Genomic DNA, 25,779 nt, shown 5'->3' with positions numbered 1-25,779 from the left:
GTTCTGCGAAAGGCGATCGATCAGCGATAGGGATCGGCTGCATCGCGCAGGCCGTCGCCGAGGAAGTTGAAGGCGAGGATGATCACGATCACGGGCACGACCGGATAGAGCAGCCAGGGATAAAGCGCCACCACGTTGATGTTCTGCGCCTCATTGAGCATCACGCCCCAGCTGGTGATCGGGGGCCTGAGTCCGAGGCCGAGGAAGGAGAGCGCGGTTTCGCCGAGAATGGTCTTCGGGATGGTGATCGTCGCCGAGGCGATGAGATGGCTCATGAAGCCCGGAACGAGATGCAGGCCGATGATGCGGGCGGGCTTCGCGCCCATCAGCTGGGCGGCGACGACATAATCCTCTTCGCGCAGCGACAGCAGCTTGGAACGGACCGAGCGCGCGAGTCCCGTCCAGTCCATCAGGCCGAGGATGATGGTGATGCCGAAATAGACCACCAGCGGGCTCCATGACGGCGGCATGATCGAGGCGAGCGCCAGCCAGAGCGGGATATGCGGCAGCGACTGCACGATCTCTATGATGCGCTGGACGACGAGATCGACACGGCCGCCGTAATAGCCGGCGATGCCGCCGATGATGACGCCGAGGACGAAGGAGACGGAAACGCCGAGCAGGCCGATGGAGAGCGAGATCCGCCCGCCATAGAGGATGCGCGAGAGCATGTCGCGGCCCAGCCGGTCGGAGCCGAGGAAGAAGAAGGTGCCGTCCTTCGGCGGGCAGACCAGGCGCAGATTGCCCGGGATCATGCCCCAGAACATGTAGCTGTCGTCGCCGCGGCAGAAGAAGCGCAGCTTCTGCGGGCGCGTGTCGTCGACTTCGTATTCGCGCTTCAGGTTCTCCATGTTGAGCTGCATCTTGTACGGGTAGACGAACGGCCCGATGAAGCTGCCTTCATGGAAGAGATGCACGCTCTGGCTGGGCGCGCGGATGAAGTCGGTATTGCGCGTCGTGTAGTGATAGGGCGCGAGGAATTCGGCGAAGGCCGCCATCGCGTAGATCACCAGGATGACAAAGGCGGAGATGACCGCGAGCTTGTGCTTGCGGAACTTCCACCACATCAGCTGCCATTGCGAGGCGAGGTAGACCCGCTCCTGCTCCGGCGTCATGTGCTCGGTGGCATAGGGCTCGAACGGCGCGGTCGAGGCCGCGTGCGGCAAGGGCGCGCCGTCCGGGGGGAGCGTACTGAGCGAGTTCGCCGTCACTTGGTCGCAGTCCCCTGCAGGCGGATTCGCGGATCGAGGATGGCGAGCGCGATATCTGAGATCAGCACGCCGATCACGGTCAGGAAGGACAGGAACATCAGGAAGGAGCCGGCGAGATACATGTCCTGGCTTTGCAGCGCCCTGATCAGCAGCGGGCCGGTGGTCTGCAGTGACAGCACGATGGCGACGACCTCGGCGCCAGAGACGATCGAGGGCAGGATGTCGCCGATGTCCGAGATGAAGAAGTTGAGCGACATGCGCAGCGGATATTTCCGCAGCGCCTTGCCGGGCGGCAGGCCCTTGGCGCGGGCGGTGACGTAGTACTGCTTCTGCAACTCGTCGAGCAGGTTGGCGCGCAGCGCCCGGATCATGCCGGCGGTGCCGCCGGCGCCGATGATGATGACCGGGATCCAGAGGTGCTCCAGCACGGATCTGAGCTTGGCCCAGCTCATCGGCTGGTTGAGGTAGTGGGGGTCGACGAGCCCGCCGATCGAGGTGCCGAACCAGACATTGGCGAAATACATGAAGACCAGCGCCAGCAGGAAATGCGGCACCGCGAGGCCGATGAGCCCGATGAAGGTCAGCCCGTAATCGCCCCAGCTATATTGATGCGTGGCCGAGTAGATGCCGATCGGGAATGCCACGACCCAGGTGAAGATGATCGTGGCGAAGGAGACCAGCATCGTCAGCAGCAGGCGATCGCCGACGATCTCCCTGACCGGCCGCTGATACTCGAAGGAATAACCCATATCGCCCTGGAGCAGGCCCGTGACCCAGCGGAAATAGCGTTCGACGGGGGGCCGGTCGAAGCCGTATTCCTGTTTCAGGAACTCGATGCGGCTCATATCGGCCTTTTCGCCCTGGGCCTGCATCTCGGCCGCGAGGGTCTCGAAATAGTCGCCCTCGGGCAGGTTGATCACAGTGAAGATCAGCGCGCTGGTGACCAGCAGCGTCGGGATCATGATCAGGATGCGCTTGAGGATGTAGCGAAACAGCACGGATCAGCCCTTGGTCGCTTGCCGATCGGTCTCTGGCCGGTCGAACCAGAAGGTGTCCGGCATGTAGCGGCCGATGAAGGCGCCGGGCTCGAAGCTGTAGAGACCTTTGTCCGGCACGTTGCGCAGGTCGCGGGAGACGACGATCGGCTGCAGCGTGCTGTTGATGACGCCGATGGTAAACACCTGCTCGGCGTTGATCACCAGCATCTTGCGCCAGATCGCGCGGCGCTGGTCGCGCGTCGAGCTCATGCGCCATTCCTCGTAGAGCCGCACCAGCTCGTTCGCTTCGGGCACGGCCGGCCGTTCGCCCTCGCGGCCGCTGCTCTCGATGAACTGCCCCCAGCGCGGCCACTGGAACTGCGCCGAGGATGTCGGAGCCAGCGCGTCGGGCTCCATGTCCGAGGTGACGAGGGCGTTGTCCATGCCGGCCCAGGCCGACATCACGGTCTGGCCGGCGACGATGCGGCGGCGGAAGACGTCGCGCTGGGTGGAGCGCGGATAGATCTTCATGCCGACATTGAAGAAGTCCTGCTTGAGCAGATCGAGGATGTCGGTCTCCTCGGTGTTCTCGCCTGCCGTCTCGATGGTGAATTCGAGCCTGCGGCCGTCCGAGAGCAGGCGCACGCCGTCGTCGTCGCGCTTCGTCAGGCCGATCTCGTCGAGAAGCCGGTTTGCCAGCGCCGGATCGTGCTGGGTCCAGAGCGAGGCGAGAGTGGCGTCGTAGAGCGGGCTCTCGGGCAGGGCCGTGTTGCCGCTCTCCCTCGCAAGCCCGAAGAAGATGACCTTGTTGACGTCCGCCCGGTTGATCGCGACCGAGATGGCGCGGCGATAGCGGACATCGCGGTTGAGGTCGCGCCAGACCGGGTCGATGGCGTTCAGGTTCGGCATCAGGGAGAAATAGGCGCCCTCTGCCCGCTTCCAGAGCTTGACCTCGAAGTTCATCCGTTTCGAGGCCTCCTTCAGGAAGGTGTAGTTGTCGAAGCGGAGATAGCGGGCCTGCAAATCGGCCTCTCCGGCGGCGGCCTTGGCCGGGATCAGCGAACTCGTCCCAATCGTCAGCGTGACCTGATCGGCATAGGGCAGTTGCCGTCCCTTCTCGTCGACGCGATGGAAGAAGGCGTTGCGCTCGAAGACGAACTGCTCGGCCGGCAGCGGCGTGGTGTTGCGCCAGGGCTCCAGCGTCGGCAGCTTTGGGTTCTCCGGCCGATACATGCGCGACAGGCGTTCGTGCAGCGCGCCCCAGTCGCGGACGCGGTTCTCCTTGATCCGCTGGGCCAGCTCGTGCTTGGCCGCATGGCGCTCATGGAACTGCTTGAGATAGGCCGAGGGCATGAAGATGTAGGTAGGCTGTGCCCCTGCCAGGGCCGGCAGAAAGATCGGGTTGGGCGCATCCCAGCTGTAGCGGACTTCGGTGGGGCTCAGCACCTCGAAGAGAGGCGCGTTGCCGCCCGCGAGCAATGCCTGCGGCGGGCCGCCGGGCGAGAGGCGCTGGTTGTTGGCGATATCTTCCCACCAATAGCGGAAATCCTCGGTGGTGAAGGGCGAGCCGTCGGACCAGCGGTGCCCGGCGCGCAGGCGCAGCGTGAAGATACGGCCGTCCTGGACTTCGCAGCTCTCGAGCACGTCCGGCACCAGCTCGAGATTGTCGTCGTAGACCATCAGGCGCGTATAGCCGTAGAGCGTCATCATCCGGACGTCGCGCTGGTCGCCCATCAGCATGCGGATGTTGCCGCCGTGGCGGCCCGGGGTGCGCCCGAGCTTTTCAAGCTCGATGATGCGGGGAGGGGCGGGCAGGCGCTGCGCCACCGGCGGCAGCGAGCCGGCCGCGACCTTGTCGGCGAAGAAGCGGCTGTCGATCGGCGCGGGCGGGTTCTGCTGGGCGAGCGGGCGGCGCGGCAGCGCGGTCGCGGCCAGGGCGGCCGTACCCAGGAGCAAGGCGCCGCGGCGCGTCGTCTTCGGATGGCGCGAGGTCATGGGACCATCTCCCGGACATCGGCATTGGGCCGCGCGAGGACGTAATGACCCTCGCCGAGCGGCAGATGTGTCAAGGCAGAGGCATCGGAGCCGACCCGGAAGGCGTCGCCCCAATGGCTGTCGTCGGAGGCACCGCCCGGGGCGGCGAGCTTGAAGTCGAGCTTGCGGTCGAGATCGGCGAAGGGCACCGAGCGCAGCAGCGCCTTGGTGTAGGGGTGGACGGGGCGGGTGAAAAGCGTGTGGCGCGGCGCCAACTCGACGATGTGGCCATTGGCCATCACCGCGATACGGTCCGCCATGTAGTTCACCACAGCGAGATTGTGGGAGATGAACAGGAAGGTCAGCCCCCGCTCGGCCTGAAGGTCCTTGAGCAGGTTGAGGATCTGGGCCTGGACGGAGACGTCGAGCGCCGAGACGGGCTCGTCGCAGATGATCAGTTCCGGATCGAGCGCGAGGGCGCGGGCGATGCCGATGCGCTGGCGCTGGCCGCCGGAGAAGGAATGCGGATAGCGGTTCAGGAAGCGGACATCGAGCCCGACATCCTGCATCAGCGACTTGACGCGCTCGTCCTGCGCCGCCGAGTCGCCCCGGTCGTGGATGGCCAGCGGTTCGCGCAGGATGTTCATCACCGTCATGCGCGGCGAAAGCGACGAGACCGGGTCCTGGAAGATCATCTGGATGCGCGGGCGGAAGTCGCGCAGCGCCTCGCCCCGGAGCCCGAGCACGTCGACTCTTTCCTGGCCGTCGTCGAAGATCACCTCGCCGGAATCGGCGGTGACCGCGCGCATGATGATCTTGCTGACCGTCGTCTTGCCGCAGCCGCTTTCCCCTACCAGCCCGAGACACTCGCCGCGGCGGATGTCGAAGCCGACATTGTCGACTGCCTTCACCGTGCTCAGCGTGCCCTTGCCGAAGAAACTGCGCGAGCCGGTGACATAGGTCTTGTGGAGATTGCGGACGCGCAGCAGCGGGGGGCTGTCGGAAGCCGGCCGAGCCTCCGGGCGAGGGGCCGCCACGGGCCGGGCCCTGGCCTCGCGCAGTGCGACGAGGCGCTCGCCCTCCTGCATGTCAAAATGCGGCGAGGCGTTGAGCAGCGCCTTGAGATAGGGGTGGCGCGGGCGGCGGAAGATGTCCTCGACCGGGCCGCGCTCCATGATCTCGCCGTGGAAGATCACCACCACCTCGTCGGCCATGTTGGCGACGACGCCGAGATCGTGGGTGATGAGCAGGATCGCCATGCCCATCTCGGCCTGGAGATCGCGCATCAGATCGAGCACCTGGGCCTGGATGGTGACGTCGAGCGCCGTGGTCGGCTCGTCGGCGATCAGCAGCGCCGGCTGGCAGATCAGCGCCATGGCCAGCATGGCGCGCTGGCGCAGGCCGCCCGACAGCTCGAAGGAATAAAGCCCGTAGGCGCGGTGCGGATTCTTGAAGCCGACGCGCTTCAGCATGGCCTCGATCAGCCCGCGCGCCTCGGCCTTCGGCATCGGCCGATGCAGCTGCAGGGCCTCCTCGATCTGGTTGCCGATGGTGTGGACCGGCGAGAGCGAGGACATCGGCTCCTGGAAGATCATGCCGATGCGTCCACCGCGCAGCGCCCGGATCTCCGGCCCTTCGGAGGGCAGGGCGGCGATGTCGATCACCGTCTCGGGCGCCAGCGGGTCGCGGAACAGGATCTCGCCACCAGTCACAGCGCCGGCGCGGGGCAGCAGGCCCATGATGGCCTGCGAAATCACCGATTTGCCGGAGCCGGACTCGCCCACCAGCGCGACCGTCTTGCCGGCCGGCACGCGCAGGCTCGCCCCCTTCACCACCTCGCGGTCGAGGCCATGAACGGTGAAGCCGATACGCAGATCACTGATGCGCAGAATATCCATGATCGAACTGACGACGCCCCGGAACCGTCCGCTTTTTACGTGACGTCACTAGACGTCGAAAGTTCCGCCTTGCCAACGAGTTTCGACAAATCCGGTCATTCGAGCGGGCATTGCCCGAGGCGGATGACATCGCTGCAACGGGGTCCGCGACGGAAGTCGTCGTAGCTGACGCTCCAAGGCAAGTGTGCCGGCGCACGATAGGGACCGAACTTGAAGTACTGGTTCGTATCGAGGCCGGGGCCGCTATGGCCGATATGTCCGCGTATCGTCACGATCCGCACGCCGTCCGCCATGACGTCGACATGTCCATTCCCTCGAGGGCCAGGCTGCGAGCGGATGACGAAATCGATCCAACCCTTCTGCGCGGGAGGTAGATCGGCATGGTGCGTGACCTGGATGTCCGGCGCGCAGGCGTTGAAATAGCTGGGATAATTCTCCCGCACCGCGCCGGCTTCTATCGCCACCAGAGCGCGTGTCTGACGGGCCTGCGGGCGGTCCAGCACGAGCGCTTCGCCGTGGCGGCAGCCATCCCGTCTTTCCGGGCCTCCGATCGGATAAGAGGGCACGCGGTCCGTCTCGACGGTGATGCCGAGGCTCTCCCGGTAGAGCCTGATCGCAAGGAACGGCGAATAATCGCCCTCTGCCATCGGAACGATCTCGCGCTTCCACTGCGCGATCACATATCTGCGATCATCCTGCGGCAGCGGGTCGTCGAGGCGTAGCGCAAGTCCGTACCAGACCGTGCTGCGATAGGGGACCAGAACCTCGGGGCGTTCCCAGACCTCGGCCCGCTCGCTGCAACCAATGGTCTGGGGCAGGCAAGCCCCCGTCGCCGTGAGACTCAAGGCGCCCGTGCCGCGAAGGGGCGCGGAATCTCCGAAAACGACCCGGCCCGCGCGCTGCTCGAAGTTCTGCTTGTAGAAAAGCCCGCCTTCGGGCGCGAAACCGGTTTGGTCGAAGCCGTCATGCAGCAGGATGGAGGCGTTGTCGGGCGTGGTCTCCGGCTGTGCAGAGCCGGCGGGCGCGGCAAGGATCGCGGCGACGGCGCAGATGACGGCGGCGCAGCCACGGGCCGCGCGGAACGATAGACGGCTCACTTCTCCCCCCGGATGCCGCCCGGACCGGGCGGCCACCCAAGGTGGCCCGCATTGCACTCTGCCGCAACCTCACCACATATGGTCGCTTTCAGGGGTTCGGCCCCGGCATGACAACGCCACCGGCGTTCGCGACAGGATTGCCCTTTGGAATCCAACCTCTTCCGTTATATCTGGCAGAAGAGTCGCGGCGAGCAGATCATCGTCCTGCTGATCATCGTTGTCTCGATCCCCTTCAACTGGGCCTCGTTCGACGTCCCCAAGCGGATCGTCAACGACGCCATCCAGGGCGGGGCTTTCAGGAACGGCAAGACGACGGCCACCTTCATGGAGTTCACCCTCCATCTGCCATCGTGGCTGGGCGGCGCGAGCTACAAGATATCCGAGGGCTTCCAGGTCGGTCAGGTCGGGCTTCTCATGGGGCTCTCCAGCTATTTCCTGCTGCTGGTCCTGATCAACGGCGCCTTCAAATACATCGTCAACGTCCGCAAGGGCATCCTCGGCGAACGCATGCTGCGGCGCATGCGCTACGACCTGTTCAGCCAGCTGATGCGCTTCCGCCCTGAGGAGATCCGGGCCGTCAAGCCGGCCGAGATCGCCAGCATGATCAAGGACGAGGTCGAGCCGATTGGCGGCTTCGTCGGCGACGCCTTCATCCAGCCGGTCTTCCTGCTCAGCCAGGCCTTGACCGCCCTTGCCTTCATCATGGCGCAGAGCTTCTGGCTGGGGTCGATCGCGCTGCTGATCGTGCTGGCGCAGGCGATCATCATCCCGATTCTGCGCCGGGAGCAGCTACGGCTGGGCCGCGAGCGCCAGATCGCCTCGCGCCAGCTCGCAGGCAGGATCGGCGAGATCGTCGATGCCGGGCCGATGATCCAGGGGCATGGCGCGACAGCCTATGTCCAGTCCGACATCGCGGGGCGGCTTGGGCGCCTCTTCGACATCCGCTACGCGCTCTACAAGCGCAAATTCGCGGTCAAGTTCCTGAACAATCTGCTGGCTCAGGTCACGCCGTTCTTCTTCTATGCGATCGGCGGCTATTTCGCGCTGCAGGGGCGCCTCGACATCGGCCAGCTCGTGGCGGTGATCGCGGCCTATCGGGACCTGCCGCCGCCGATCAAGGAGCTGATCGACTGGGACCAGCAGCGCAACGACGTGACGATCAAGTACGATCAGGTCATCTCCCAGTTCAACAGTGACGACACGCTCGTCCTCGACGAGGCAAATGGCTGCTCGCCCCTGCCGCCCAAGGGCGAGATCCGGCTGGAAGCCGTGCAGATGCTGGACAATCGCAGCCAGCCGCTGCTCACGCCGCTTTCGTTCAGCCTGCAGCGCCCGGGCATCGTCGCGGTCATCGGGCCGCATGGCGGCGGCCGGGACATGCTCGGCCGTATCCTCGGACGGCAGGCGACGAACTATACCGGTCGCGTCGTCATAGACGGCGAATTGCTCGCCGACATGTCGGTCGAGCGGGCCAGCCATCTCATCGGCTATTCGGGCGACGAGGCCGAGGTCATCGCCGGGACGATGCGCGACAACATCCTGTTGCCGTTGAGGCGGCGCCGGCCGAACCTCAAATCCGAAGGGCCCGTCTCGACCGAGGAGCATCGCCGTTTCGTCGAGGCGGTTCGCTCGGGCAACTCGCCGTTTCCGTTCGAGGCGGACTGGACGGATTATGAGGGCGTCGGGGTCGCCGATGCAGCCGAGCTCGCGGCGCGGGTGCGCGAGCTGCTCGACGTGTTCGGCTGCACACGGGACGTGTTCGAGCTCGGCCTGGGAGGCAAGGTGATGCCGCCGGTGAGCGAGCAGGCGACCGAGCGCATCATCACCGCCCGGCGCGTCGTCGCGGCGGAGCTGGAGCGCATCAAGCTCGGCGGGCTGATCGAGCCCTTCGTGCTCGATCGCTACAACCGGAACGCCTCGATCGCCGAGAACCTGATCTTCGGAACGCGGACCAGCGCCCGGTTCGACAATGCGACGCTGCTTTTCGAACCCTATGCCCACTCGATCCTCAAGGCGGAGGCCCTCGTCGAGCCGTTGGCCGAAATGGGCGGGCGGATCGTCGCCACGGTCGTCGAGATCTTTGCCGGCCTGCCCCAGGGCCATGCGCTGTTCGAACGCTATTCCTTTGGGGAGAACTTCGATTTCGAGCGCCTGAACGAATTGGCGGATATCCTGGCCAAGCACGATATGCGGAGCCCGCTTGACCAGGAGACGGAGCGTGACCTGGTGGCGCTGGCGCTCGGCTATATCGAGCCGAAGCACCGGTTGAACCAGATCGACGAACGGCTCGAGCGCCGCATCCTCAGGGCGCGCGAAAGCTTCCGCAAGCATCTGCCGGCGGATGCCGCTGCCGATGTGGATTTCTATGCTCCGGACAAGGTCATGCTCGGCGCGAGCGTCCGCGACAACCTGATGTTCGGCCGCATCGGCTACGGCATTCCCGATGCCGGCCGCAAGGTGGCGGAGATCGTGCTGCAGGCGCTGGAGCGCTCGGGGCTCGGGGAGGCGCTCTATCGTCTCGGGCTGGATACCGAGAGCGGCATCCGCGGGCGTTATCTGCCGACGCGGCTGCTGCACGCCATTCCCCTGGTTCAGGCCCTGGTCAAGGCGCCGCAGATCGCCGTTCTCGACATCTCGGCCCTGCTGGCGATCTCCGACGAGCCGGAGAAGATCGTCGCCCGGCTGCGGAGCTATTGCGCTGGAATGACGCTGTTTCTTCTGTTGGGAGATGCTACTCTCGTCGAGGATGTTCCGATGCAGGTCGTGTTCCACGGCGCGACCGGCACGGTCGAAGCGGGTGGGGCGCCCGAGGCTGCCAACGATGCCGACGACCTGGCATCGCGCTTCGCGGATGCCCGGCGAATGGAGGCGCGATCATGAGTCTGGAAACCGATCTCAGCTGCCTGCGCGGCCTGCCGCTGTTTCGCGACATGCCCGCTTCGCGGCTCAAGCTCGTCGCGCTGATGGGCGAAAGACTGCATTTCGAGGCGGGCGCGACGCTGATCAGCCAGAAGGATCGGCTGGACGGCGTCTACGTCATTCTCGAGGGCGAGGTCGAATTCTCGCAGCCGCGCGAGGATGGCGAGGGGCGGCGGTTCCAGAAGGACGCCGGCAGCATCACCGGCGACGTGTCGCTGCTCAGCGGCCAGCCCTTCATCGGCACGGTCAGTGCGCGGACGCCGGTTCTGGCGCTGAGGATTCCGAAGGATCTGTTCTTCGAACTGCTCCACACCGTGCCGGAATTCAGCCTCGCGGTCTGTCGCGACCTGGCCGAGCGCGTCCATCGCCTCGCCAGCGTGCTGCTCCGCGAGCACGAAACCGTTTGATGAGGTCGGGCGTCGCATGAATCGGCCAACAGCCGCCGGTACGCAGCGCACGGGCACGGCCCGGAGCGGCATGGGCGCAAGCATGGACCAGGTCTCGTCCTGGAGCCGGGACATCCGGCTGATTTCGGGCCTGATCCTGCTCGCCTTCGCGACGACGCATTTCCTGAACCATGCCGTGGGCATCCTCGGGGTCGGGGCCATGGAGCGCGTGCAGGACTGGCGCTACGGCCTGTGGCACTCGTGGCTGGGCTCGGTCCTGCTCTACGGTGCGCTCGTGGTCCACCCGCTCTTCGCGCTGCTGCGCGTGGTCCAGCGCCGCACCTTCAAGATGCCGGTGCGCGAGATGCTGCAGATCGCGCTCGGCCTCGCCATCCCGCTCCTGCTCGTCGACCACATCATCAGCACGCGCGTGATGGGCATCTATTTCGGTGTCGATGAGACCTACCACGCCGTGCTGCGCCGGCTCTGGCCCGATCGTGCCGTGCTGCAGTCGCTGCTGCTGCTGCTGGTCTGGACGCACGGCATGATCGGCATCCACTTCATGCTGCGCTCGCGCGACGCCTACCACCACTGGCGTGATCCGTTTCTGCTGGTCTCGATCCTGATACCGATCCTCGCATTGATCGGATTCATGGTCGCGGCGCGAGAGGCCGAGCGGATGGCGCTGCCGCCGGAATTCGTCACGGACGCGCAGCGGATGATGTTCGACCGTGACGTGATGTGGGGCAAGGGGGGCTTCTACGGGCTGGTCTGCGCCTTCGTGCTGTTCGTCGGCATTCGTGAGATCCGGGTGCGGACGACGCGCCAGATCACCGTGCGCTTCGTCGGCCATGGCACGCGCCGGCTGGCGCCGGGGCCGACGGTGCTCGAGATGTTCCGCCGTTTCGGCATTCCGCATGCGGCGCTCTGTGGCGGACGGGCGCGTTGCGCCACCTGCCGCGTGCTGGTGATGGACGGCAACGAAAGGCTGCCTGCGCCGGGGATGAACGAGGCCCGGCTGCTGCGGCGCATCTCTGCGCCTGAAGGCGTCAGGCTCGCCTGCCAGATCAGGCCGCATGACGATCTGCAGGTGCAGATCCTGCTCGCATCTCGGCTGAACGCCACCGGGGCGCGGCCGCTGCAGCCCGACGACGCCATCAACAAGCGCGGCCTGACGGTCGTGGTCGCCGATCTCAGGGCCTTCTCGGCGCTCTCGGAGCGGCAATTGCCGCGCGAGCTCATCGGCCTGCTGAACCGGTTCTTCGACGAGATGAGCCAGGCCATCACAGCCCATGACGGACGCATCGACGCTTTCTATGGCGACGGCTTCATGGCGGTGTTCGGGCTGGAAGGATCGCAGGCGCGCGGCGCACAGGCGGCGATCAATGCCGCGGCGGACATCGTGCGGGCTGTTGAGGCGCTCAACCGCGAGTTCGGGGCGGCGCTGCCCCTGCCGCTCAGGATCGGCATCGGCATCCACACCGGCGATGCCATCACAGGCGCGGTCGAGAACGACAATCTCGGCCGGCGCGAGATCACGGTCGGCGAGACGGTGATGATCGCGAGCCAGCTCGAATCGGCCACGCGGCGGGTGCTGGCGGATGTCGTGGTCTCGGAGGATACGATCCGGACCACCGGGCGCAGCTATGCCGGCACGGTGCCGCTCAAGATCGCGATCAAGGGACGCGAGAAATCGCTCACCGCCTATGGCTTCGCCAGCGCGCCTGAAGTCGCGCGCCGCAAGCGCGATGACGCTGCGAACGCCGCGATGCCGATGCTGGCCGCTGCGAAGCCCGCGGATGAGGCGACCGAGGCCGTGGAGGTGGCGGAAGTGGCGACCGAGCCGGAGGCAACTCCGCGCGATTGAGCGGGTATGCGAGGCTGGCCTTTGCCGAAGCTGCTGCCTATGGTCCCGCCGAGCTTTGCCGACAACGACGGAACCATGAAGCCCGAACCGCCTTGCGAGGCCTTCCACGACCTGCTGCGCGGTATGGCTGCGCTGTCCGGCAACCGCATCGTCGCCGATATCGCGCGCCTGTACGGCAAGGGTGCGCCGCCCGATCTTTCGATCGCTTGCAATCACAAGCAGATCGCGTCGAAGCAATGGCTGGTCGAAGCACTGGCCGAGCATTATCCGAAGCCTGCCGGCCCGATCTGGGTGCTCGGGGCCTGGTATGGCGTGCTCGGCGCGATGCTGCTCGACGATCCCAGGCTCGCCATCGATCAGGTGGTGAGCCTCGATGTCGATCCGAGCTGTGCCGAGGTGGCGAAGACCCTGAACCATCGGCACGTCGGTTCCGGACGCTTCCGGGCCGTGACGGCCGACATGATGACGATGGATTTCGGGGCGCAGTCCCCGGCGCCGGGGCTCGTCGTCAATACGAGCTGCGAGCATCTCGCGGATGTGCCTGGCTGGGTCGCGACGCTGCCGGCCGGGTTGCCGCTCGTACTGCAATCGAATGACTATTATCGCGAGCCCGATCACCGTAGCTGCGTGCCCTCGCTCGATGCCTTTCGCGAGCAGGCGGGGCTTGCGGAGATCTGGTTCGCCGGGGCGCGGCCGACGAAGAACTACACGCGTTTCATGCTGATCGGCCGGCGATGAGCACGGGCGCTGTACCGCGTGTCGCGGTGGCGATGAAGGGCTATCCCCGGCTCTCCGAAACGTTCATCGCGCAGGAATTGCTCGGGCTGCAGCAGCGCGGCCTCGCCTTCGAGATCTGGTCGCTGCGGCATCCGACAGACGCCGCCAAGCATCTGATGCACGGCCAGATCGCCGCTCCGGTGCGCTATCTGCCGGAGTATCTGCATGAAGAGCCGGGGCGCGTGGCGCGCGGCATTCTCAATGCCGTCTCGCGTCCTGGCTTCCTGCGGTTGTTGCCGGCCTTCCTGCGCGATCTCGCGCGCGACAGGACGCGCAATCGCCTGCGCCGCTTCGGCCAAGCCTGCGTGATGGCGCGCGAGCTACCACCGGATATCCGGCATCTGCATGTGCATTATCTGCACACGCCGGCCTCGGTGATCCGCTATGCCGCGCTGCTGCGCGGTCTGGGCTGGTCCTTCTCCGCCCATGCCAAGGATATCTGGACGACGCCGGACTGGGAGAAGCGCGAGAAGATCGCGAACGCCGCCTGGGGCGTGACCTGCACGCAAGACGGCTTCCGCGAGCTGAAGCGGCTCTCCGACCAGCCGGACAAGGTCGCGCTCGTCTATCACGGCCTCGACATCGCGCGCTTTCCGGCGCCGGGACCGCGATCCCCGCGCGATGGTTCCGATCCGGCCGATCCGGTGCGCTTCGTTACGATAGGGCGGGCCGTGGCGAAGAAGGGCTTCGACGATCTGCTCGAGGCGCTGTCGCGGCTTCCCGGCCCGCTGCACTGGCGGCTGACCCATATCGGCGGTGGCGAGATGCTGAAGGCGCTGCAGGAAAGGGCGCGCTCGCTCGGCGTCGCCGACAGGATCGTCTGGGCAGGTGCCAAGGCGCAGGACGAGGTCATCGCCGCGCTGCGCGACGCCGATCTCTTCGTCCTGCCCTCGAAGCAGGCGGGGGATGGCGATCGCGACGGCCTGCCCAATGTCGTGATGGAGGCGGCGAGCCAGGGCTTGCCGATAATCGCGACCGATTTCGCCGGCATCCCGGAGTTCGTCCGGCCGGGTATCGAGGGGCTTCTGGTGCCGCCCGGCGATATCGACGGGCTGGCCGGAGCGCTTATGGAGCTGGCCGGCTCGCCGCAGCGGCGCGCGGTGCTGGGGAACGGGGCCTTTGCGCGCCTGACCGGCTCCTTCTCTGCGGCGGCGGGCCTCGACAGGATCGCCGCCCGGCTGCGCGCTTCGGCTGGCGAATCGCGGTGAGCGCTACAATTCTCATCGCGGTGACGCATCTGCTCGGCTCGGGCCATCTGGTGCGCGCGGCCAATCTGGCGCGGGCGCTGGCCGGAGAGGGGTTCGCGGTCACGCTCGCCAGTGGCGGCATGCCGCTGCGGGCGATGGAGCGGGAGCCCTTCGCTTTCGTGCAGTTGCCTCCGGTGCGGACGGAGGGTGTCGACTTCCGCACGCTGCTCGACGAGGCGGGTCAGCCGGTCGCACCGGAGCGTGGGGCGGAACGCATCGCGCTTCTGAAGGCGGTGGCGGCCGGGCTGCGGCCCGATGTCGTGATCACCGAGCATTTTCCGTTCGGCCGCCGACAATTGGCCGCAGAGTTCCTCGCCCTGATCGCCGCGGCGCGAGCGGCCAATCCGAAGGCGCTCGTGCTGTCCTCCGTCCGGGATGTGCTGGTGACGCCGCGCCCCGACCGTATCGCGGAGGCGCAGCAGCGGCTCGCCGCGCTGTTCGATGCCGTGCTGATCCATGGCGATGCGGATTTCCTGCCGCTCGATCGGTCATGGCCGGTCGATGCAAGGCTGGCGGCCAAACTGCTCTACACCGGCTACATGGCGGAGGCGCCGGCCGTCGCCGCGCCGATCGGGAACGGCGAAGTGCTGGTATCGGGCGGGGGCTCCGCGGCGGCCGTGCCCTTGTTCGAACTGGCCATCGCGGCGGCCAGGCTCGGTTCGCCGCAGCGGCGCTGGCGAATCCTGGTCGGACGAGCGGTGAGTGAGGATGTCTTCGGCCGGCTTCGGGCGGAGGCGCCGGCCCATGTCGTGATCGAGCGGGTGAGGCCCGATTTTCCGGCTCTTCTCGCCGGCTGTGCGATTTCGATCAGTCAGGCTGGCTACAATACGGTGCTTGATCTCGTCGCCGCGCGTCGCCCTGCGATCGTGGTGCCGTTCGATGCCGGCGGGGAGACGGAGCAGGCCATCCGGGCCGCGGCAATGGAAAAGGCCGGGCTTGCACGCCGTCTGCGCCTTTCGGGGGAAGGGGCCCTGACGCCGGATGATCTGGCGGTGGCGGTCGAAGCCGGCATCGGCGCCGTGCCGCCGGCAATCGGCCTTGCACTGGATGGAGCGCGCAATGCGGCCGCAATCGTGAAACAGCTTCTGGCGCAGCGCGTTTGAAGCAGCGGGGCAGTGAGCCGGCATGCCCTTTGCGAGGGCCGGGATGCAGCTTTGCGAATTGCCGCTTCCAGTCTTTCGCTCTAATGAGGGATGATCCGCCTCCCTCCTCGGTCGGCACTGGGTAACCGGCGATAAACCGGCCACGGCCCTGCGCCCGGAGACAAGATGATGACGACGACGACCGCGCCCGGATTGCCCGACATGAAGCTGTCGGTTCGGCAGACTTTCGGGATCGACACGGACCTCGAGGTGCCCGCCTATTCGGCAGCCGATCCGCATGTCCCCGATTTCGACCCGGATTACCGTTTCGACCGCGACACCACGATCGCGATCCTCGCCGGCTTCGCGCATAACCGACGCGTCATGATCTCGGGCTATCACGGCACCGGCAAGTCGACCCATATCGAGCAGGTCGCCGCGCGGCTGAACTGGCCCTGCGTGCGCGTCAACCTCGACAGCCACGTCTCGCGGCTCGACCTCGTCGGCAAGGACGCGATCGTGCTGAAGGAAGGCAAGCAGGTCACGGAATTCCAGGATGGCATCCTGCCCTGGGCCCTGCAGAACAACATCGCGCTTGTCTTCGACGAATACGACGCGGGCCGTCCGGACGTGATGTTCGTGATCCAGCGCGTGCTGGAGCAGTCCGGCAAGCTGACGCTGCTCGACCAGAAGCGCGTCATTCGCCCGCACCCCGCCTTCCGCATGTTCGCCACCGCCAATACGGTCGGCCTCGGCGACACCTCGGGCCTCTATCACGGCACGCAGCAGATCAACCAGGGCCAGATGGACCGCTGGTCGATCGTGACGACGCTGAACTATCTGCCGCATGACAACGAGGTCGCGATCGTCCTGGCGAAGTCGAAGCACTACCAGAAGACGCCTGATGGCAAGGACATCGTCAACAAGATGGTCCGCGTCGCCGATCTCACCCGCAACGCCTTCATGAACGGCGATCTCTCGACCGTGATGAGCCCGCGTACGGTCATCACCTGGGCCGAGAATGCCGCCATCTTCGGCGATATCGGCTTCGCCTTCCGGGTGACGTTCCTCAACAAATGCGACGAGATGGAGCGCACACTGGTGGCCGAGTTCTACCAGCGCTCCTTCGGCAAGGAACTGCCGGAGAGCGCCGCGAACGTGGTGCTGAGCTAACGGAGGAAACGAGCCATGGCGCAGTATCAGGGCAGCTGCCATTGCGGACGTGTTGCCTATGAGGTCGAGGCCGATCTCGGGCAGACGATCACCTGCAACTGTTCCTACTGCCAGCGCCGCGGCTCGATTCTCGCCTTCTCGCCGGCCAGCGTCTTCACCCTCACCAAGGGCGAGGATGCGCTGACCGAGTACCGCTTCAACACGCAGAAGATCCAGCACCTGTTCTGCGAGACCTGCGGCATCGAATCCTTCGCCAAGGCGACCGGACCCGACGGCACGCCGATGGTCGCGGTCAATGTGCGCTGCCTCGTTGGCGTCGAGCCGGGCGATCTCTCGCCGACGCAGTACGACGGGCGCTCGCGCTAGGGGGAGCGATGGTCGCGGTTACGGTCGAGCCCGAGCAAGCCGAGACGCGCGCCGCCGTCGTGCGCGGGTTGAGCGCGCATAACCAGTCGAAGGTCGGTCCCCGAAACACCAGGCCGCTGGCCATCAGCCTGCGCGACGAGAACGGCGATATCGTCGGTGGCCTTGTCGGGGAGCTTAAATGGGAATGGCTCTATGTCGATCTGCTCTGGATCGACGAGGCCCATCGCGGCGCGGGATTGGGCGAGGCGCTGGTCGCGCGGGCTGAAGACGAGGCTCGCGAGCACGGCGCCAAAGGTGTCTTTCTCGGGACGATGAGCATCCAGGCCCCGGGATTCTATCCGAGGCTCGGCTATCGCGAATGCGGCCGGATGGAGAACTATCCGGTGGCGGGTCAAACGCTGCATCACTTCACGAAGGCGCTATGAGCATCTCGAACCGCAAGCCCGGAACGCCGAAGGAAGCCCCGGCCGAGCCGCTGAAGCGGGCGATCTCGGGCGCCATGAAGGCGATCGCACGCAAGCCGGAGATGGAAATCGTCTTCGCTGCCGACAAGCCGTCGCTGGTCGGCGAGCGGGCGCGCCTGCCCGAGCCGCCGCGCAAGCTCACGCCAGCCGACGTCTCGATCCTGCGCGGCCATGCCGATTCGATGGCGCTCCGCCTCGCCTGCCATGACGTCGCGATCCACCGGCGCGCCGCGCCCGAGGGCGATGCTGCCCGCGCGGTCTTCGATGCCGTCGAGCAGGCGCGCGTCGAATCGATCGGTGCGCGGCGGATGTCCGGCATGGCCGGTAACATCACCGCGATGCTGGAGGACCGCTATCATCGCGGCGGGCGCTACGAGGAGATCACTGACCGGGCCGATGCGCCGCTCGAGGACGCGCTGGCACTGATGGTGCGCGAGCGCCTGACCGGACTGAAGCCGCCGAAGGCGGCGGAGAAGATCGTCGAGCTCTGGCGCGAGCAGATCGAGGCCAAGGCCGGCAGCGATCTCGACCGGCTCGCGAAGACGGTCGAGGATCAGCGCGGCTTCGCCCGCACGGTGCGCGACATGCTGGCGGCGCTCGACATGGCCGACCAGACCGCGCAGGGCGACGAGTCCGAGGAGGACGAGGACAATCAGGACCAGTCCTCCGAGGACCAGCAGCAGCAGGAAGGCGAATCCGAGCAGGAGAGCGGCGCTGATCGCTCCGAGGTCGAGGTCAGCGAGGATGCGACCGAGGAATTGCAGGAGGGCGCTTCCGAGGCGAGCGATGCGCCGGCCGGCGACTGGGACGAGGAGGATGACAGCTCCGAATCCGAGGAGGCCGGGGAGGCACCGCGCCCGCGCGAGAGCCGCGGCAACGAGCGTCCGCAGACCGACTACAAGGCCTATACGGTCAAGTTCGACGAGATCGTCACGGCCGAGGAACTCTGCGACGCCGAGGAACTGACGCGCTTACGTGCCTATCTCGACAAGCAGCTCGCGCATCTGCAGGGCGTCGTCGCGCGCCTCGCCAACCGGCTGCAGCGCCGCCTGATGGCGCAGCAGAACCGCTCCTGGCAGTTCGACCTGGAGGAGGGCGCGCTCGATCCGGCCCGCCTGCCGCGCATTATCATCGACCCGTTCCAGCCGCTCTCCTTCCGACAGGAATCCGACGTCAATTTCCGCGATACGGTTGTGACGCTGCTGATCGACAATTCCGGCTCGATGCGCGGCCGGCCGATCACGGTGGCCGCGACCTGCGCCGACATTCTGGCCCGGACGCTGGAGCGCTGCGGCGTCAAGGTCGAGCTGCTCGGCTTCACCACCCGCGCCTGGAAGGGCGGGCTCTCGCGCGAGGCCTGGCTGCAATCGGGCAAGCCGGCCAATCCCGGCCGCCTGAACGACCTCCGACACATCATCTACAAGGCCGCCGACGCGCCCTGGCGGCGCGCGCGCAAGAATCTCGGGCTGATGATGCGCGAGGGGCTGCTCAAGGAAAACATCGACGGCGAGGCGCTGGATTGGGCGCATAAGCGCCTGCTCGGGCGGCCCGAGCAGCGCAAGATCCTGATGGTGATCTCGGACGGCGCGCCGGTCGACGATTCGACGCTGTCTGTGAATGCCGGCAATTATCTGGAGCGGCATCTGCGGCACATCATCGCCGAGATCGAGACACGCTCGCCGGTCGAGCTCATCGCCATCGGCATCGGCCACGACGTGACGCGCTATTATCGCCGCGCCGTCACCATCGTCGATGCCGAGGAACTGGGTGGCGTGATGACCGAGAAGCTCGCTGAGCTGTTCGAAGAGGACGGGCCCACGGGCTCCGGTTCCACCTCGCGCCGCCTGCACTGATGCGCCTCACGCGTCGTGCCGCGCTCGCAGGCCTCGGCGCGTGCGCAGTGCCGGGCGCCGTTGAGGGCGTCGAGCAGACACGCTTTCCGGTCGGGGTCTCCGTGCGGGCCATCACGGCCTTCGAGCCACGCAATCCGGATCGGCGCCGGTTCGGTGCGCTGCAGTTCCGCAGCGGGCTCGTCCTGTCATCCGGCCATCCGCGCTTCGGCGGTTTCTCGGGCCTGGCGCGGCTCAACGACGGGCGCGATCTCGTCGCAGTGAGCGATCGCGGCTACTGGCTGACGGCGAGAATCACCTCGCAGGCAGGCAAGCTCGCCGGGCTGGACGATGCCGAAATGGCGGCCATCCTCGGCGCATCCGGGCGGCCGCTCTCGCGCTCGGGTCTCTACGATACGGAAAGCCTGTGCATTGCCGACGGCGTCGCCTATGTCGGCATCGAGCGCCGGCATGAGATCGTGCGTTTCGACTGGGCCGGGCAGGGTGTCGAGGCCCGCGCGCGTTCGGTGCCGGTGCCGCCCGAGGTCAAGCGCCTGCCGCGCAATCGCGGGCTGGAGGCGATCGGCGTCGTGCCGTATGGACCGCTCAAGGGCGCGCTCGTCGCGATTGCCGAGCGATCTGGCAAGGAGGACGAGCCGACGCTCGGCGTCCTTCTCGGCGGCCCCCAGCCGGGTCTGTTCCAGGTCGCCCGGCATGACGGCTACGACATCACCGATCTCGCCTTCCTGCCGTCCGGCGACATGCTGCTGCTGGAACGCTGGTATCAGCCCTTGCGTGGTGTCGGCATGCGCATCCGCCGAATCGCCGGGCGGGACATCCGGCCCGGCGCGCTCCTCGACGACCCCCGCCTGATCGAGGCCGATCTCGGCTACGAGATCGACAATATGGAGGGGCTGTCGGTCCATCTGGAGAGCGGGCGCACGGTGCTGACGCTGATCTCGGACGACAATTTCTCGTTCCTGCAGCGGACGCTGCTGCTGGAGTTCGAGCTGCTTCCATAGAGAGCGTTATGCCCGGGCTTGACCCGAGCATCTCATGCCCAATGGATGCTGGAGCCTCCCTCGGCCTGAGATTCTCGGGTCTGCGCTTCGCTTCGCCCGAGAATGACGTGTCGTATGCCCAAACGAAAAAAGCGGCCTTTCGGCCGCTTCGTTCAAACCCGAAAGGAAAACCCGCTCAGTTGGCGGCGAGCTTCTTCTCGAGGTCGCGCTTCAGGCCGAGCGCGCCGACCGAGAGGTCGCCGGCCGCAGCCTTGAGCAGGAAAGCGTCGAGGCCGCCGCGATGCTCGACCGAACGCAGGGCGTTGGCCGAAACGCGCAGGCGCACCGAACGGCCGAGCGCGTCCGACTGCAGCGTGACGTTGACGAGATTCGGACGGAAGACCGTCTTCGTCTTGCGGTTCGAGTGGCTGACGAGGTGGCCGGTCTGGGTGGCTTTCCCGGTCAGTTCGCAACGGCGGGCCATGGCAATCGTTCCTTGCATCCCCGGATCGCTCAAACAAAAAAACCGACACGCGACGTGCCGGCGAGCACCGGAAGTCAAATTGAAGTCGGGGTTCCATAGCCAAGGCCGCCGGCCGCGTCAAGGAAAACTCCCGCAGCTTGTTCACATGGCCTTCAGCGTTAACGGGGTGTAAAGATCAGGGTCCGATGCTTCGGACGGCCGTCGCTTCGCCGCGAGGGAAACCGGTCACGATTCGGACCGATTCAGAGTGCATGCCGCGCAGGATCGCGCCGTTCCGGAGGCAATGGATGAAATCCGCCGTCGCATCGACCATCGCAGGGCTGGTTCTCGCAGCCTGTCTGGCCGAGGCTGCGGGCGCGGCCTCGCTCGACGCGCGCTACGACGTATCGCTCCTCGGCATCACGCTGGGCACGGCGAGCCTGACCGGCGGTATCGACGCATCGAGCTACAAGCTCGACATGGCGGCCAAGCTGACGGGCATCGTGGGTGGTGTCACGGGCGGGCGCGGTTCAGGTGCCGCGACCGGCGCGCTCGCGGGCGGCCGGCTGGCGCCGAAGACCTTCGCCGTCAGCTCGGCCAACTCCAACGAGAGCCGCACCGTGCGCATGGCGCTGGCGGAAGGCAGCGTCGCCGGAGTGGATATCGAGCCGCCGATCGACGAGAAGCCTGACCGCGTGCCGCTCAACGAGAGCCATAAGCGCAACGTCTTGGATCCGCTCAGCGCCTTCCTGATGCCGGTCAACGGCAAGGGCAGGGATGGCGCCTGCAACCGCACGCTGCCGATCTTCGACGGCGCGGCGCGCTATGACATCAAGCTGAGCAGCGCCGGCACCCGCACCGTCAAGCTGGAGGGCTATAGCGGCCCGGTCTCGATCTGCCAGGCGCGCTATGTGCCGATCGCCGGCCACCGCGCGCTCAGGCCCAGCACGAAGTTCATGGCCGAGAATCGCGACATCACGGCCTGGCTCGCGCCGGTCGCCGGCACCGACATGATGGTGCCGGTCCGCATCTCCGTGAAGACGATGATCGGTACGGCCGTGATCGAAGCTTCGAGCTTCAAGGTCGATCCGGGCGTGACCGCGAGCGCTTCGCGCTAAAAGAGGCCGGGTAGCACTGCCTTTCATGGAAGCACGGGTCATCCCGGCCGCAGCGAAGCGGAGAGCCGGGATCCATGCCTGAAGCTTGATCGGCCGCGCTCTGGCATGGATCCCGGGTCAAGCCCGGGATGACCCAGCTTTCACGTCGTGCATCAGCAGGCCGGCGACGCCATGAATCACGGTGCGCGCTTGACGCCCTGATCATCCTCGAAGACGGGCCGGAAGAAGGACCGCTCATAGCTGACGATGAAACGATCCTTCTCGTTCATCGCGATCGCCGCCCGGCATTCGGGATCGTCGAACGAGCGCGTGCGGTACTCCTCATAGGCCGCCAGCGACGGGAAGCTGAAGAAGGCGAGCGCTACGTTGGACGTGCCCTCGGAGGGCATGAAATAGCCGTGGTGCTTGCCGCCGAACTTCTCGACGAGCCGGATCCAGAGCCTGCCATAGGCCTCGAAGGCGTCGAGCTTGTGAGGGTCGACGACATAGCGCAGATAGCAGGTGACCATGGTCAGGCAGCCCTTGCGTTGGTGAGGAAGGTCTTCATGCGCTCCAGCGCCTTCTCGATGTTCTCAAGCGAGTTGGCATAGGAGAGGCGAATATAGCCCTCGCCATGGACACCGAAATCGGGCCCGCCGATCGTCGCGACGCCGGCTTCCTCCAGCAGAGCGGAAGCGAGCTTCTTCGCCTTCCAGCCGGTCTGCGAGACGTTGGGGAAGGCGTAGAAGGCGCCTTTCGGCGTAATGCAGGAGACGTTCGGCAGCCCGTTCAGCCCCGCGACCACCGCCTTCCGGCGCCTGTCGAACTCCGCGACCATGGCGTGCACCGCGTCCTGCGGGCCGGTGAGCGCGGCGAGCCCCGCCCATTGCGCGGGAGCGTTGACGCAGGAATGCGAGTTCACCGCGAGCTTGCGGGCGTTGTCGTAGAGCGGCTTCGGCCAGACCGACCAGCCCATGCGCCAGCCGGTCATCGCATAGGTCTTGGACCAGCCGTTGAGCAAGATCAGCCGGTCGCGGATCTCGGGATAGCTCAGCAGGCAGACATGCTCCTCGCCGTCATAGACCATCTGGTCGTAGATCTCGTCCGACATCAGCGCGACGTCGGGGAAATCAGCCAGCCCCGCGACGAGCTTGTCGATCTCCGCCTTCGGCGTGACGCCGCCGGTCGGGTTGGCCGGCGAGTTGATGATCAGCAGCCGCGTCTTCGGCGTGATCAGCGAGAGCGTCTCCTCGGCCGAGAAGGCGAAGCCGTTCTCCTCGCGGATCGGCACGGGCACCGGCGTTGCACCGGTATATTCGATCATCGAGCGGTAGATCGGGAACCCGGGGTCCGGGTAGAGGATTTCGGCGCCGGGTTCGCCGAACATCAGGATCGCCATGAACATGGTGACCTTGCCGCCGGGCACGATCATCACGTTCTCCGGCGAAACCTCGACCTTGAACCGCTTGTGCAGATCGGCGGCGACCGCCTCGCGCAGCGGCAGGATGCCGTTCGCAGGGGTGTAGCCGTGATGGCCGTCGCGCAGCGCCTTCACGGCGGCTTCGACGATGTGCTCGGGCGTGGCGAAATCGGGCTGGCCGATGCCGAGATTGACGATGTCCTTGCCCTGCCGCTGCAGCTCGGTCGCGCGCGCCAGCACGGCAAAGGCGTTCTCCTCGCCGATGCGGGCGAAGGACGGGACGACGTGAAGGGTCATGACGCGTTTCTCGGCCGGGTTTCGAAGGGTTGAAGAACAGTTCCTGTCGGAGCAGCCTTTTCTGGCGCCAAAGAGGCGGGGCTGGCAAGCGCCTGCCACGCATCGCGCCTTGTTGCATGCTGCATACAGCATGAATAAATAGTATGACTATCAGCCAGATTGGGCCTTGCCCAGCCGCGGGCTATGGGCATGATGGCTTGTCTCAAATCGTTCGAATGTGAGATCGGCAAACGGCCGTCAGCGCCGTGCCGAGCGAGAGGAAACGAGGATGGCCAAAGCTCCCGAAAGCAATGTTCCGCGCGAGGACCGACCGGTCGCGCTGACACGCAAGAAGGCTCCACGCCGCATCAAGCCGGCGCAGCTGCGCTCGAAGGCCTGGTTCGACAATCCGGCTAATGCCGACATGACCGCGCTCTATATCGAGCGCACGATGAACTTCGGTCTTTCGCGGGAAGAGCTGCAGTCGGGCCGGCCGATCATCGGCATCGCGCAGACGGGCTCTGATATCGCGCCCTGCAACCGCCACCACCTCGAGCTGGCGCCGCGCATCCGCGACGGCATCCGCGAGATGGGCGGCGTGCCCTTCGAGTTCCCGATCCATCCGATCCAGGAAACCTGCAAGCGGCCGACCGCCTCGCTCGACCGCAACCTGCAGTATCTCTCGCTGGTCGAGATTCTCTACGGCTATCCGCTCGACGGCGTCGTGCTGACGACGGGCTGCGACAAGACCACTCCGGCGCAGATCATGGCGGCCGCGACGGTCGACATCCCGGCGATCGCGCTGCCCGGCGGCCCGATGCTGAACGGCTCCTTCCGCGGCGAGCGCACCGGCTCGGGCACCATCGTCTGGAAGGCGCGCCAGATGATGGCGGCCGGCGAGATCGACTACAAAGGCTTCGTCGACCTCGTCGCTTCCTCGGCGCCTTCGGCCGGCCACTGCAACACGATGGGCACGGCCTCGACGATGAACTCGCTGGCGGAAGCGATGGGCATGACGCTGCCCGGCGCCGCCGCGATCCCCGCGCCCTATCGCGATCGCTACGAGATGGCGTATCTGACCGGTCGCCGCATCGTCGAGATGGTTTGGGAGGACCTGGTCCCGTCGAAGATCCTGACGCGCGAAGCCTTCGAGAATACCATCGTCATCAATTCGGCGATCGGCGGCTCGACCAATGCGCCTGTTCACGTCAACGCCATCGCCAAGCATATCGGCGTCAAGCTCGACAACGAGGACTGGACGAAGATCGGCTACGAGATCCCGCTGCTGGTCAACATGCAGCCTGCCGGCGAGTATCTCGGCGAGGATTATTACCGGGCCGGTGGCCTGCCCGCCGTGATCGCGGAGCTGGTCGAGAAGGGCAAGATCAAGCCTGCCATCACCGCCAACGGCCAGACGCTGGAAGAGAACTGCAAGGGGGCCTTCTCCATCGCCCGCGAGGTCATCAAGACCTATGACGAGCCGATGAAGGCGCAGTCCGGCTTCCTCAATCTGTCGGGCAACCTGTTCGATTCCGCGATCATGAAGACCAGCGTGATCACGCCGGAGTTCCGCCAGCGCTATCTGGAGAACCCTGGGGATCCGATGGCCTTCGAGGGCCGTGCCATCGTCTTCGACGGACCGGAAGATTACCACCACCGCATCGACGACCCCGCGCTCGCCATCGACGAGCACTGCATCCTGTTCATCCGCGGCGTCGGCCCGATCGGCTATCCCGGCGCGGCGGAAGTCGTGAACATGCGGCCGCCGGATTACCTGATCAAGAAGGGCGTCACCGCGCTCGCCTGCGTCGGCGACGGGCGCCAGTCCGGCACCTCGGGATCGCCGTCGATCCTCAACGCCTCGCCGGAAGCGGCGACCGGCGGCGGGCTCGCGCTGCTCAAGACCGGCGACAAGGTCCGCATCGACCTCAAGAAGCGCACTGCCAACATCCTGATCTCGGACGATGAGCTGGCCGAGCGCAGGGCCGCGTTCAAGGCGGCGGGTGGCTACAAGTACCCGAAGAGCCAGACGCCCTGGCAGGAGATCCAGCGCAAGATCGTCGACGAATTGTCGGAAGGCATGGTTCTCAAGCCGGCGGTCAAGTACCAGAAGATCCACAAGAAGTTCGGCGTTCCGCGCGACAATCACTGAGCGGGACTGACGTCATCCCGTGCGCGCTGCGGCATGTGAATGTCGCGGCGCAGACACGGGACCGTCACCCGATGAGCGCGCCCTTTCTTCACGCGGTCCTGCA

The 25,779-nt window shown here is 66.2% G+C and carries 21 protein-coding genes; 13 read left to right on the top strand and 8 right to left on the bottom strand.

What is annotated here, in order from left to right:
- Positions 1 to 20 precede the first annotated feature (20 nt).
- The 5 genes from NWE53_RS15035 to NWE53_RS15015 form a co-directional block, all read right to left on the bottom strand.
- A complete protein-coding gene (locus NWE53_RS15035; RefSeq protein WP_265050190.1) occupies positions 21 to 1,166 on the bottom strand; it encodes an ABC transporter permease in 1,146 nt (381 codons plus the stop codon).
- Positions 1,167 to 1,207: 41 nt separating this feature from the next.
- On the bottom strand, positions 1,208 to 2,206 hold the full coding sequence (locus tag NWE53_RS15030; protein WP_265054918.1) for an ABC transporter permease: 999 nt from the start codon (positions 2,204 to 2,206) through the stop codon (positions 1,208 to 1,210).
- 6 nt (positions 2,207 to 2,212) lie between these two features.
- Positions 2,213 to 4,183: an ABC transporter substrate-binding protein gene (locus tag NWE53_RS15025; protein ID WP_265050189.1), complete on the bottom strand. Its 1,971-nt coding sequence runs from the start codon at positions 4,181 to 4,183 to the stop codon at positions 2,213 to 2,215.
- On the bottom strand, positions 4,180 to 6,060 hold the full coding sequence (locus tag NWE53_RS15020) for an ABC transporter ATP-binding protein (protein WP_265050188.1): 1,881 nt from the start codon (positions 6,058 to 6,060) through the stop codon (positions 4,180 to 4,182). Before NWE53_RS15020 ends, NWE53_RS15025 begins: the two co-directional genes overlap by 4 nt.
- A gap of 95 nt (positions 6,061 to 6,155) precedes the next feature.
- Positions 6,156 to 7,157 (bottom strand): polysaccharide lyase family 20 protein, encoded by a 1,002-nt coding sequence (locus tag NWE53_RS15015; protein WP_265050187.1) that lies wholly within the window; start codon positions 7,155 to 7,157, stop codon positions 6,156 to 6,158.
- Positions 7,158 to 7,301: 144 nt separating this feature from the next.
- Here NWE53_RS15015 and NWE53_RS15010 point away from each other — a divergent pair, with 144 nt between their 5' ends.
- The 11 genes from NWE53_RS15010 to NWE53_RS14960 all read left to right on the top strand — a co-directional run bounded on the left by NWE53_RS15010 (position 7,302) and on the right by NWE53_RS14960 (position 20,289).
- Positions 7,302 to 10,037, top strand: a complete 2,736-nt coding sequence (locus NWE53_RS15010) for an ABC transporter transmembrane domain-containing protein (protein ID WP_265050186.1) — start codon at positions 7,302 to 7,304, stop codon at positions 10,035 to 10,037.
- Entirely contained in the window at positions 10,034 to 10,483 is a 450-nt protein-coding gene (locus NWE53_RS15005) for a Crp/Fnr family transcriptional regulator (protein ID WP_265050185.1), read from the top strand. The genes NWE53_RS15010 and NWE53_RS15005 overlap by 4 nt, the downstream gene beginning before the upstream one ends.
- 16 nt (positions 10,484 to 10,499) lie before the next feature.
- Positions 10,500 to 12,329: an adenylate/guanylate cyclase domain-containing protein gene (locus NWE53_RS15000; RefSeq protein ID WP_265050184.1), complete on the top strand. Its 1,830-nt coding sequence runs from the start codon at positions 10,500 to 10,502 to the stop codon at positions 12,327 to 12,329.
- Positions 12,330 to 12,404: 75 nt separating this feature from the next.
- Positions 12,405 to 13,067, top strand: a complete 663-nt coding sequence (locus NWE53_RS14995; protein ID WP_265050183.1) for a class I SAM-dependent methyltransferase — start codon at positions 12,405 to 12,407, stop codon at positions 13,065 to 13,067.
- Positions 13,064 to 14,314 (top strand): glycosyltransferase, encoded by a 1,251-nt coding sequence (locus NWE53_RS14990; protein ID WP_265050182.1) that lies wholly within the window; start codon positions 13,064 to 13,066, stop codon positions 14,312 to 14,314. The genes NWE53_RS14995 and NWE53_RS14990 overlap by 4 nt, the downstream gene beginning before the upstream one ends.
- A complete protein-coding gene (locus tag NWE53_RS14985; RefSeq protein ID WP_265050181.1) occupies positions 14,311 to 15,456 on the top strand; it encodes a glycosyltransferase family protein in 1,146 nt (381 codons plus the stop codon). The genes NWE53_RS14990 and NWE53_RS14985 overlap by 4 nt, the downstream gene beginning before the upstream one ends.
- 168 nt (positions 15,457 to 15,624) lie before the next feature.
- Positions 15,625 to 16,608: a cobaltochelatase subunit CobS gene (gene cobS, locus NWE53_RS14980; RefSeq protein ID WP_265050180.1), complete on the top strand. Its 984-nt coding sequence runs from the start codon at positions 15,625 to 15,627 to the stop codon at positions 16,606 to 16,608.
- 15 nt (positions 16,609 to 16,623) lie between these two features.
- Positions 16,624 to 16,974 carry a GFA family protein gene (locus NWE53_RS14975; protein WP_265050179.1) on the top strand — a complete coding sequence of 117 codons (351 nt, stop codon included), beginning with the start codon at positions 16,624 to 16,626 and terminating at the stop codon, positions 16,972 to 16,974.
- Between the two features lie 8 nt (positions 16,975 to 16,982).
- A complete protein-coding gene (locus NWE53_RS14970) occupies positions 16,983 to 17,399 on the top strand; it encodes a GNAT family N-acetyltransferase (RefSeq protein ID WP_265050178.1) in 417 nt (138 codons plus the stop codon).
- Positions 17,396 to 19,291, top strand: coding sequence for a cobaltochelatase subunit CobT (cobT, locus tag NWE53_RS14965; RefSeq protein ID WP_265050177.1), 1,896 nt, complete (start codon positions 17,396 to 17,398; stop codon positions 19,289 to 19,291). The genes NWE53_RS14970 and cobT overlap by 4 nt, the downstream gene beginning before the upstream one ends.
- 47 nt (positions 19,292 to 19,338) lie before the next feature.
- Positions 19,339 to 20,289 (top strand): esterase-like activity of phytase family protein, encoded by a 951-nt coding sequence (locus NWE53_RS14960; protein WP_265050176.1) that lies wholly within the window; start codon positions 19,339 to 19,341, stop codon positions 20,287 to 20,289.
- Positions 20,290 to 20,464: 175 nt separating this feature from the next.
- Here NWE53_RS14960 and rpmB read toward each other — a convergent pair whose 3' ends face one another.
- Positions 20,465 to 20,752 carry a 50S ribosomal protein L28 gene (gene rpmB / locus NWE53_RS14955; protein WP_265050175.1) on the bottom strand — a complete coding sequence of 96 codons (288 nt, stop codon included), beginning with the start codon at positions 20,750 to 20,752 and terminating at the stop codon, positions 20,465 to 20,467.
- 287 nt (positions 20,753 to 21,039) lie between these two features.
- Between rpmB and NWE53_RS14950 the strand changes: the two genes are divergently transcribed.
- Entirely contained in the window at positions 21,040 to 21,849 is an 810-nt protein-coding gene (locus tag NWE53_RS14950) for a DUF3108 domain-containing protein (protein WP_265050174.1), read from the top strand.
- 176 nt (positions 21,850 to 22,025) lie between these two features.
- On the opposite strand, the gene NWE53_RS14945 is transcribed toward NWE53_RS14950, so the two are convergent.
- Together NWE53_RS14945 and NWE53_RS14940 are read right to left on the bottom strand one after the other, a co-directional pair.
- On the bottom strand, positions 22,026 to 22,358 hold the full coding sequence (locus NWE53_RS14945; protein ID WP_265050173.1) for an NIPSNAP family protein: 333 nt from the start codon (positions 22,356 to 22,358) through the stop codon (positions 22,026 to 22,028).
- Between the two features lie 2 nt (positions 22,359 to 22,360).
- Positions 22,361 to 23,545, bottom strand: coding sequence for a pyridoxal phosphate-dependent aminotransferase (locus tag NWE53_RS14940; protein ID WP_265050172.1), 1,185 nt, complete (start codon positions 23,543 to 23,545; stop codon positions 22,361 to 22,363).
- Positions 23,546 to 23,813: 268 nt separating this feature from the next.
- On the opposite strand from NWE53_RS14940, the gene NWE53_RS14935 reads away from it, so the two are divergent.
- Positions 23,814 to 25,676, top strand: a complete 1,863-nt coding sequence (locus tag NWE53_RS14935; protein ID WP_265050171.1) for an IlvD/Edd family dehydratase — start codon at positions 23,814 to 23,816, stop codon at positions 25,674 to 25,676.
- The last annotated feature ends 103 nt before the right edge of the window (positions 25,677 to 25,779 follow it).

The sequence above is a fragment of the Bosea sp. NBC_00550 genome (assembly GCF_026020075.1).
Taxonomy (GTDB): domain Bacteria; phylum Pseudomonadota; class Alphaproteobacteria; order Rhizobiales; family Beijerinckiaceae; genus Allobosea.
This window is presented reverse-complemented; position numbering and strand designations above follow the sequence as displayed.

Bases quoted from the DNA above. Each gene is read 5' to 3' on its own strand.
- NWE53_RS15025 (WP_265050189.1), bottom strand. From the start codon at position 4,183: ATGACCTCGCGCCATCCGAAGACGACGCGCCGCGGCGCCTTGCTCCTG.
- NWE53_RS15020 (WP_265050188.1), bottom strand. From the start codon at position 6,060: ATGGATATTCTGCGCATCAGTGATCTGCGTATCGGCTTCACCGTTCAT.
- NWE53_RS15005 (WP_265050185.1), top strand. From the start codon at position 10,034: ATGAGTCTGGAAACCGATCTCAGCTGCCTGCGCGGCCTGCCGCTGTTT.
- NWE53_RS15000 (WP_265050184.1), top strand. From the start codon at position 10,500: ATGAATCGGCCAACAGCCGCCGGTACGCAGCGCACGGGCACGGCCCGG.
- NWE53_RS14995 (WP_265050183.1), top strand. From the start codon at position 12,405: ATGAAGCCCGAACCGCCTTGCGAGGCCTTCCACGACCTGCTGCGCGGT.
- NWE53_RS14990 (WP_265050182.1), top strand. From the start codon at position 13,064: ATGAGCACGGGCGCTGTACCGCGTGTCGCGGTGGCGATGAAGGGCTAT.
- cobS (WP_265050180.1), top strand. From the start codon at position 15,625: ATGACGACGACGACCGCGCCCGGATTGCCCGACATGAAGCTGTCGGTT.
- NWE53_RS14975 (WP_265050179.1), top strand. From the start codon at position 16,624: ATGGCGCAGTATCAGGGCAGCTGCCATTGCGGACGTGTTGCCTATGAG.
- NWE53_RS14970 (WP_265050178.1), top strand. From the start codon at position 16,983: ATGGTCGCGGTTACGGTCGAGCCCGAGCAAGCCGAGACGCGCGCCGCC.
- cobT (WP_265050177.1), top strand. From the start codon at position 17,396: ATGAGCATCTCGAACCGCAAGCCCGGAACGCCGAAGGAAGCCCCGGCC.
- rpmB (WP_265050175.1), bottom strand. From the start codon at position 20,752: ATGGCCCGCCGTTGCGAACTGACCGGGAAAGCCACCCAGACCGGCCAC.
- NWE53_RS14950 (WP_265050174.1), top strand. From the start codon at position 21,040: ATGAAATCCGCCGTCGCATCGACCATCGCAGGGCTGGTTCTCGCAGCC.
- NWE53_RS14945 (WP_265050173.1), bottom strand. From the start codon at position 22,358: ATGGTCACCTGCTATCTGCGCTATGTCGTCGACCCTCACAAGCTCGAC.
- NWE53_RS14940 (WP_265050172.1), bottom strand. From the start codon at position 23,545: ATGACCCTTCACGTCGTCCCGTCCTTCGCCCGCATCGGCGAGGAGAAC.
- NWE53_RS14935 (WP_265050171.1), top strand. From the start codon at position 23,814: ATGGCCAAAGCTCCCGAAAGCAATGTTCCGCGCGAGGACCGACCGGTC.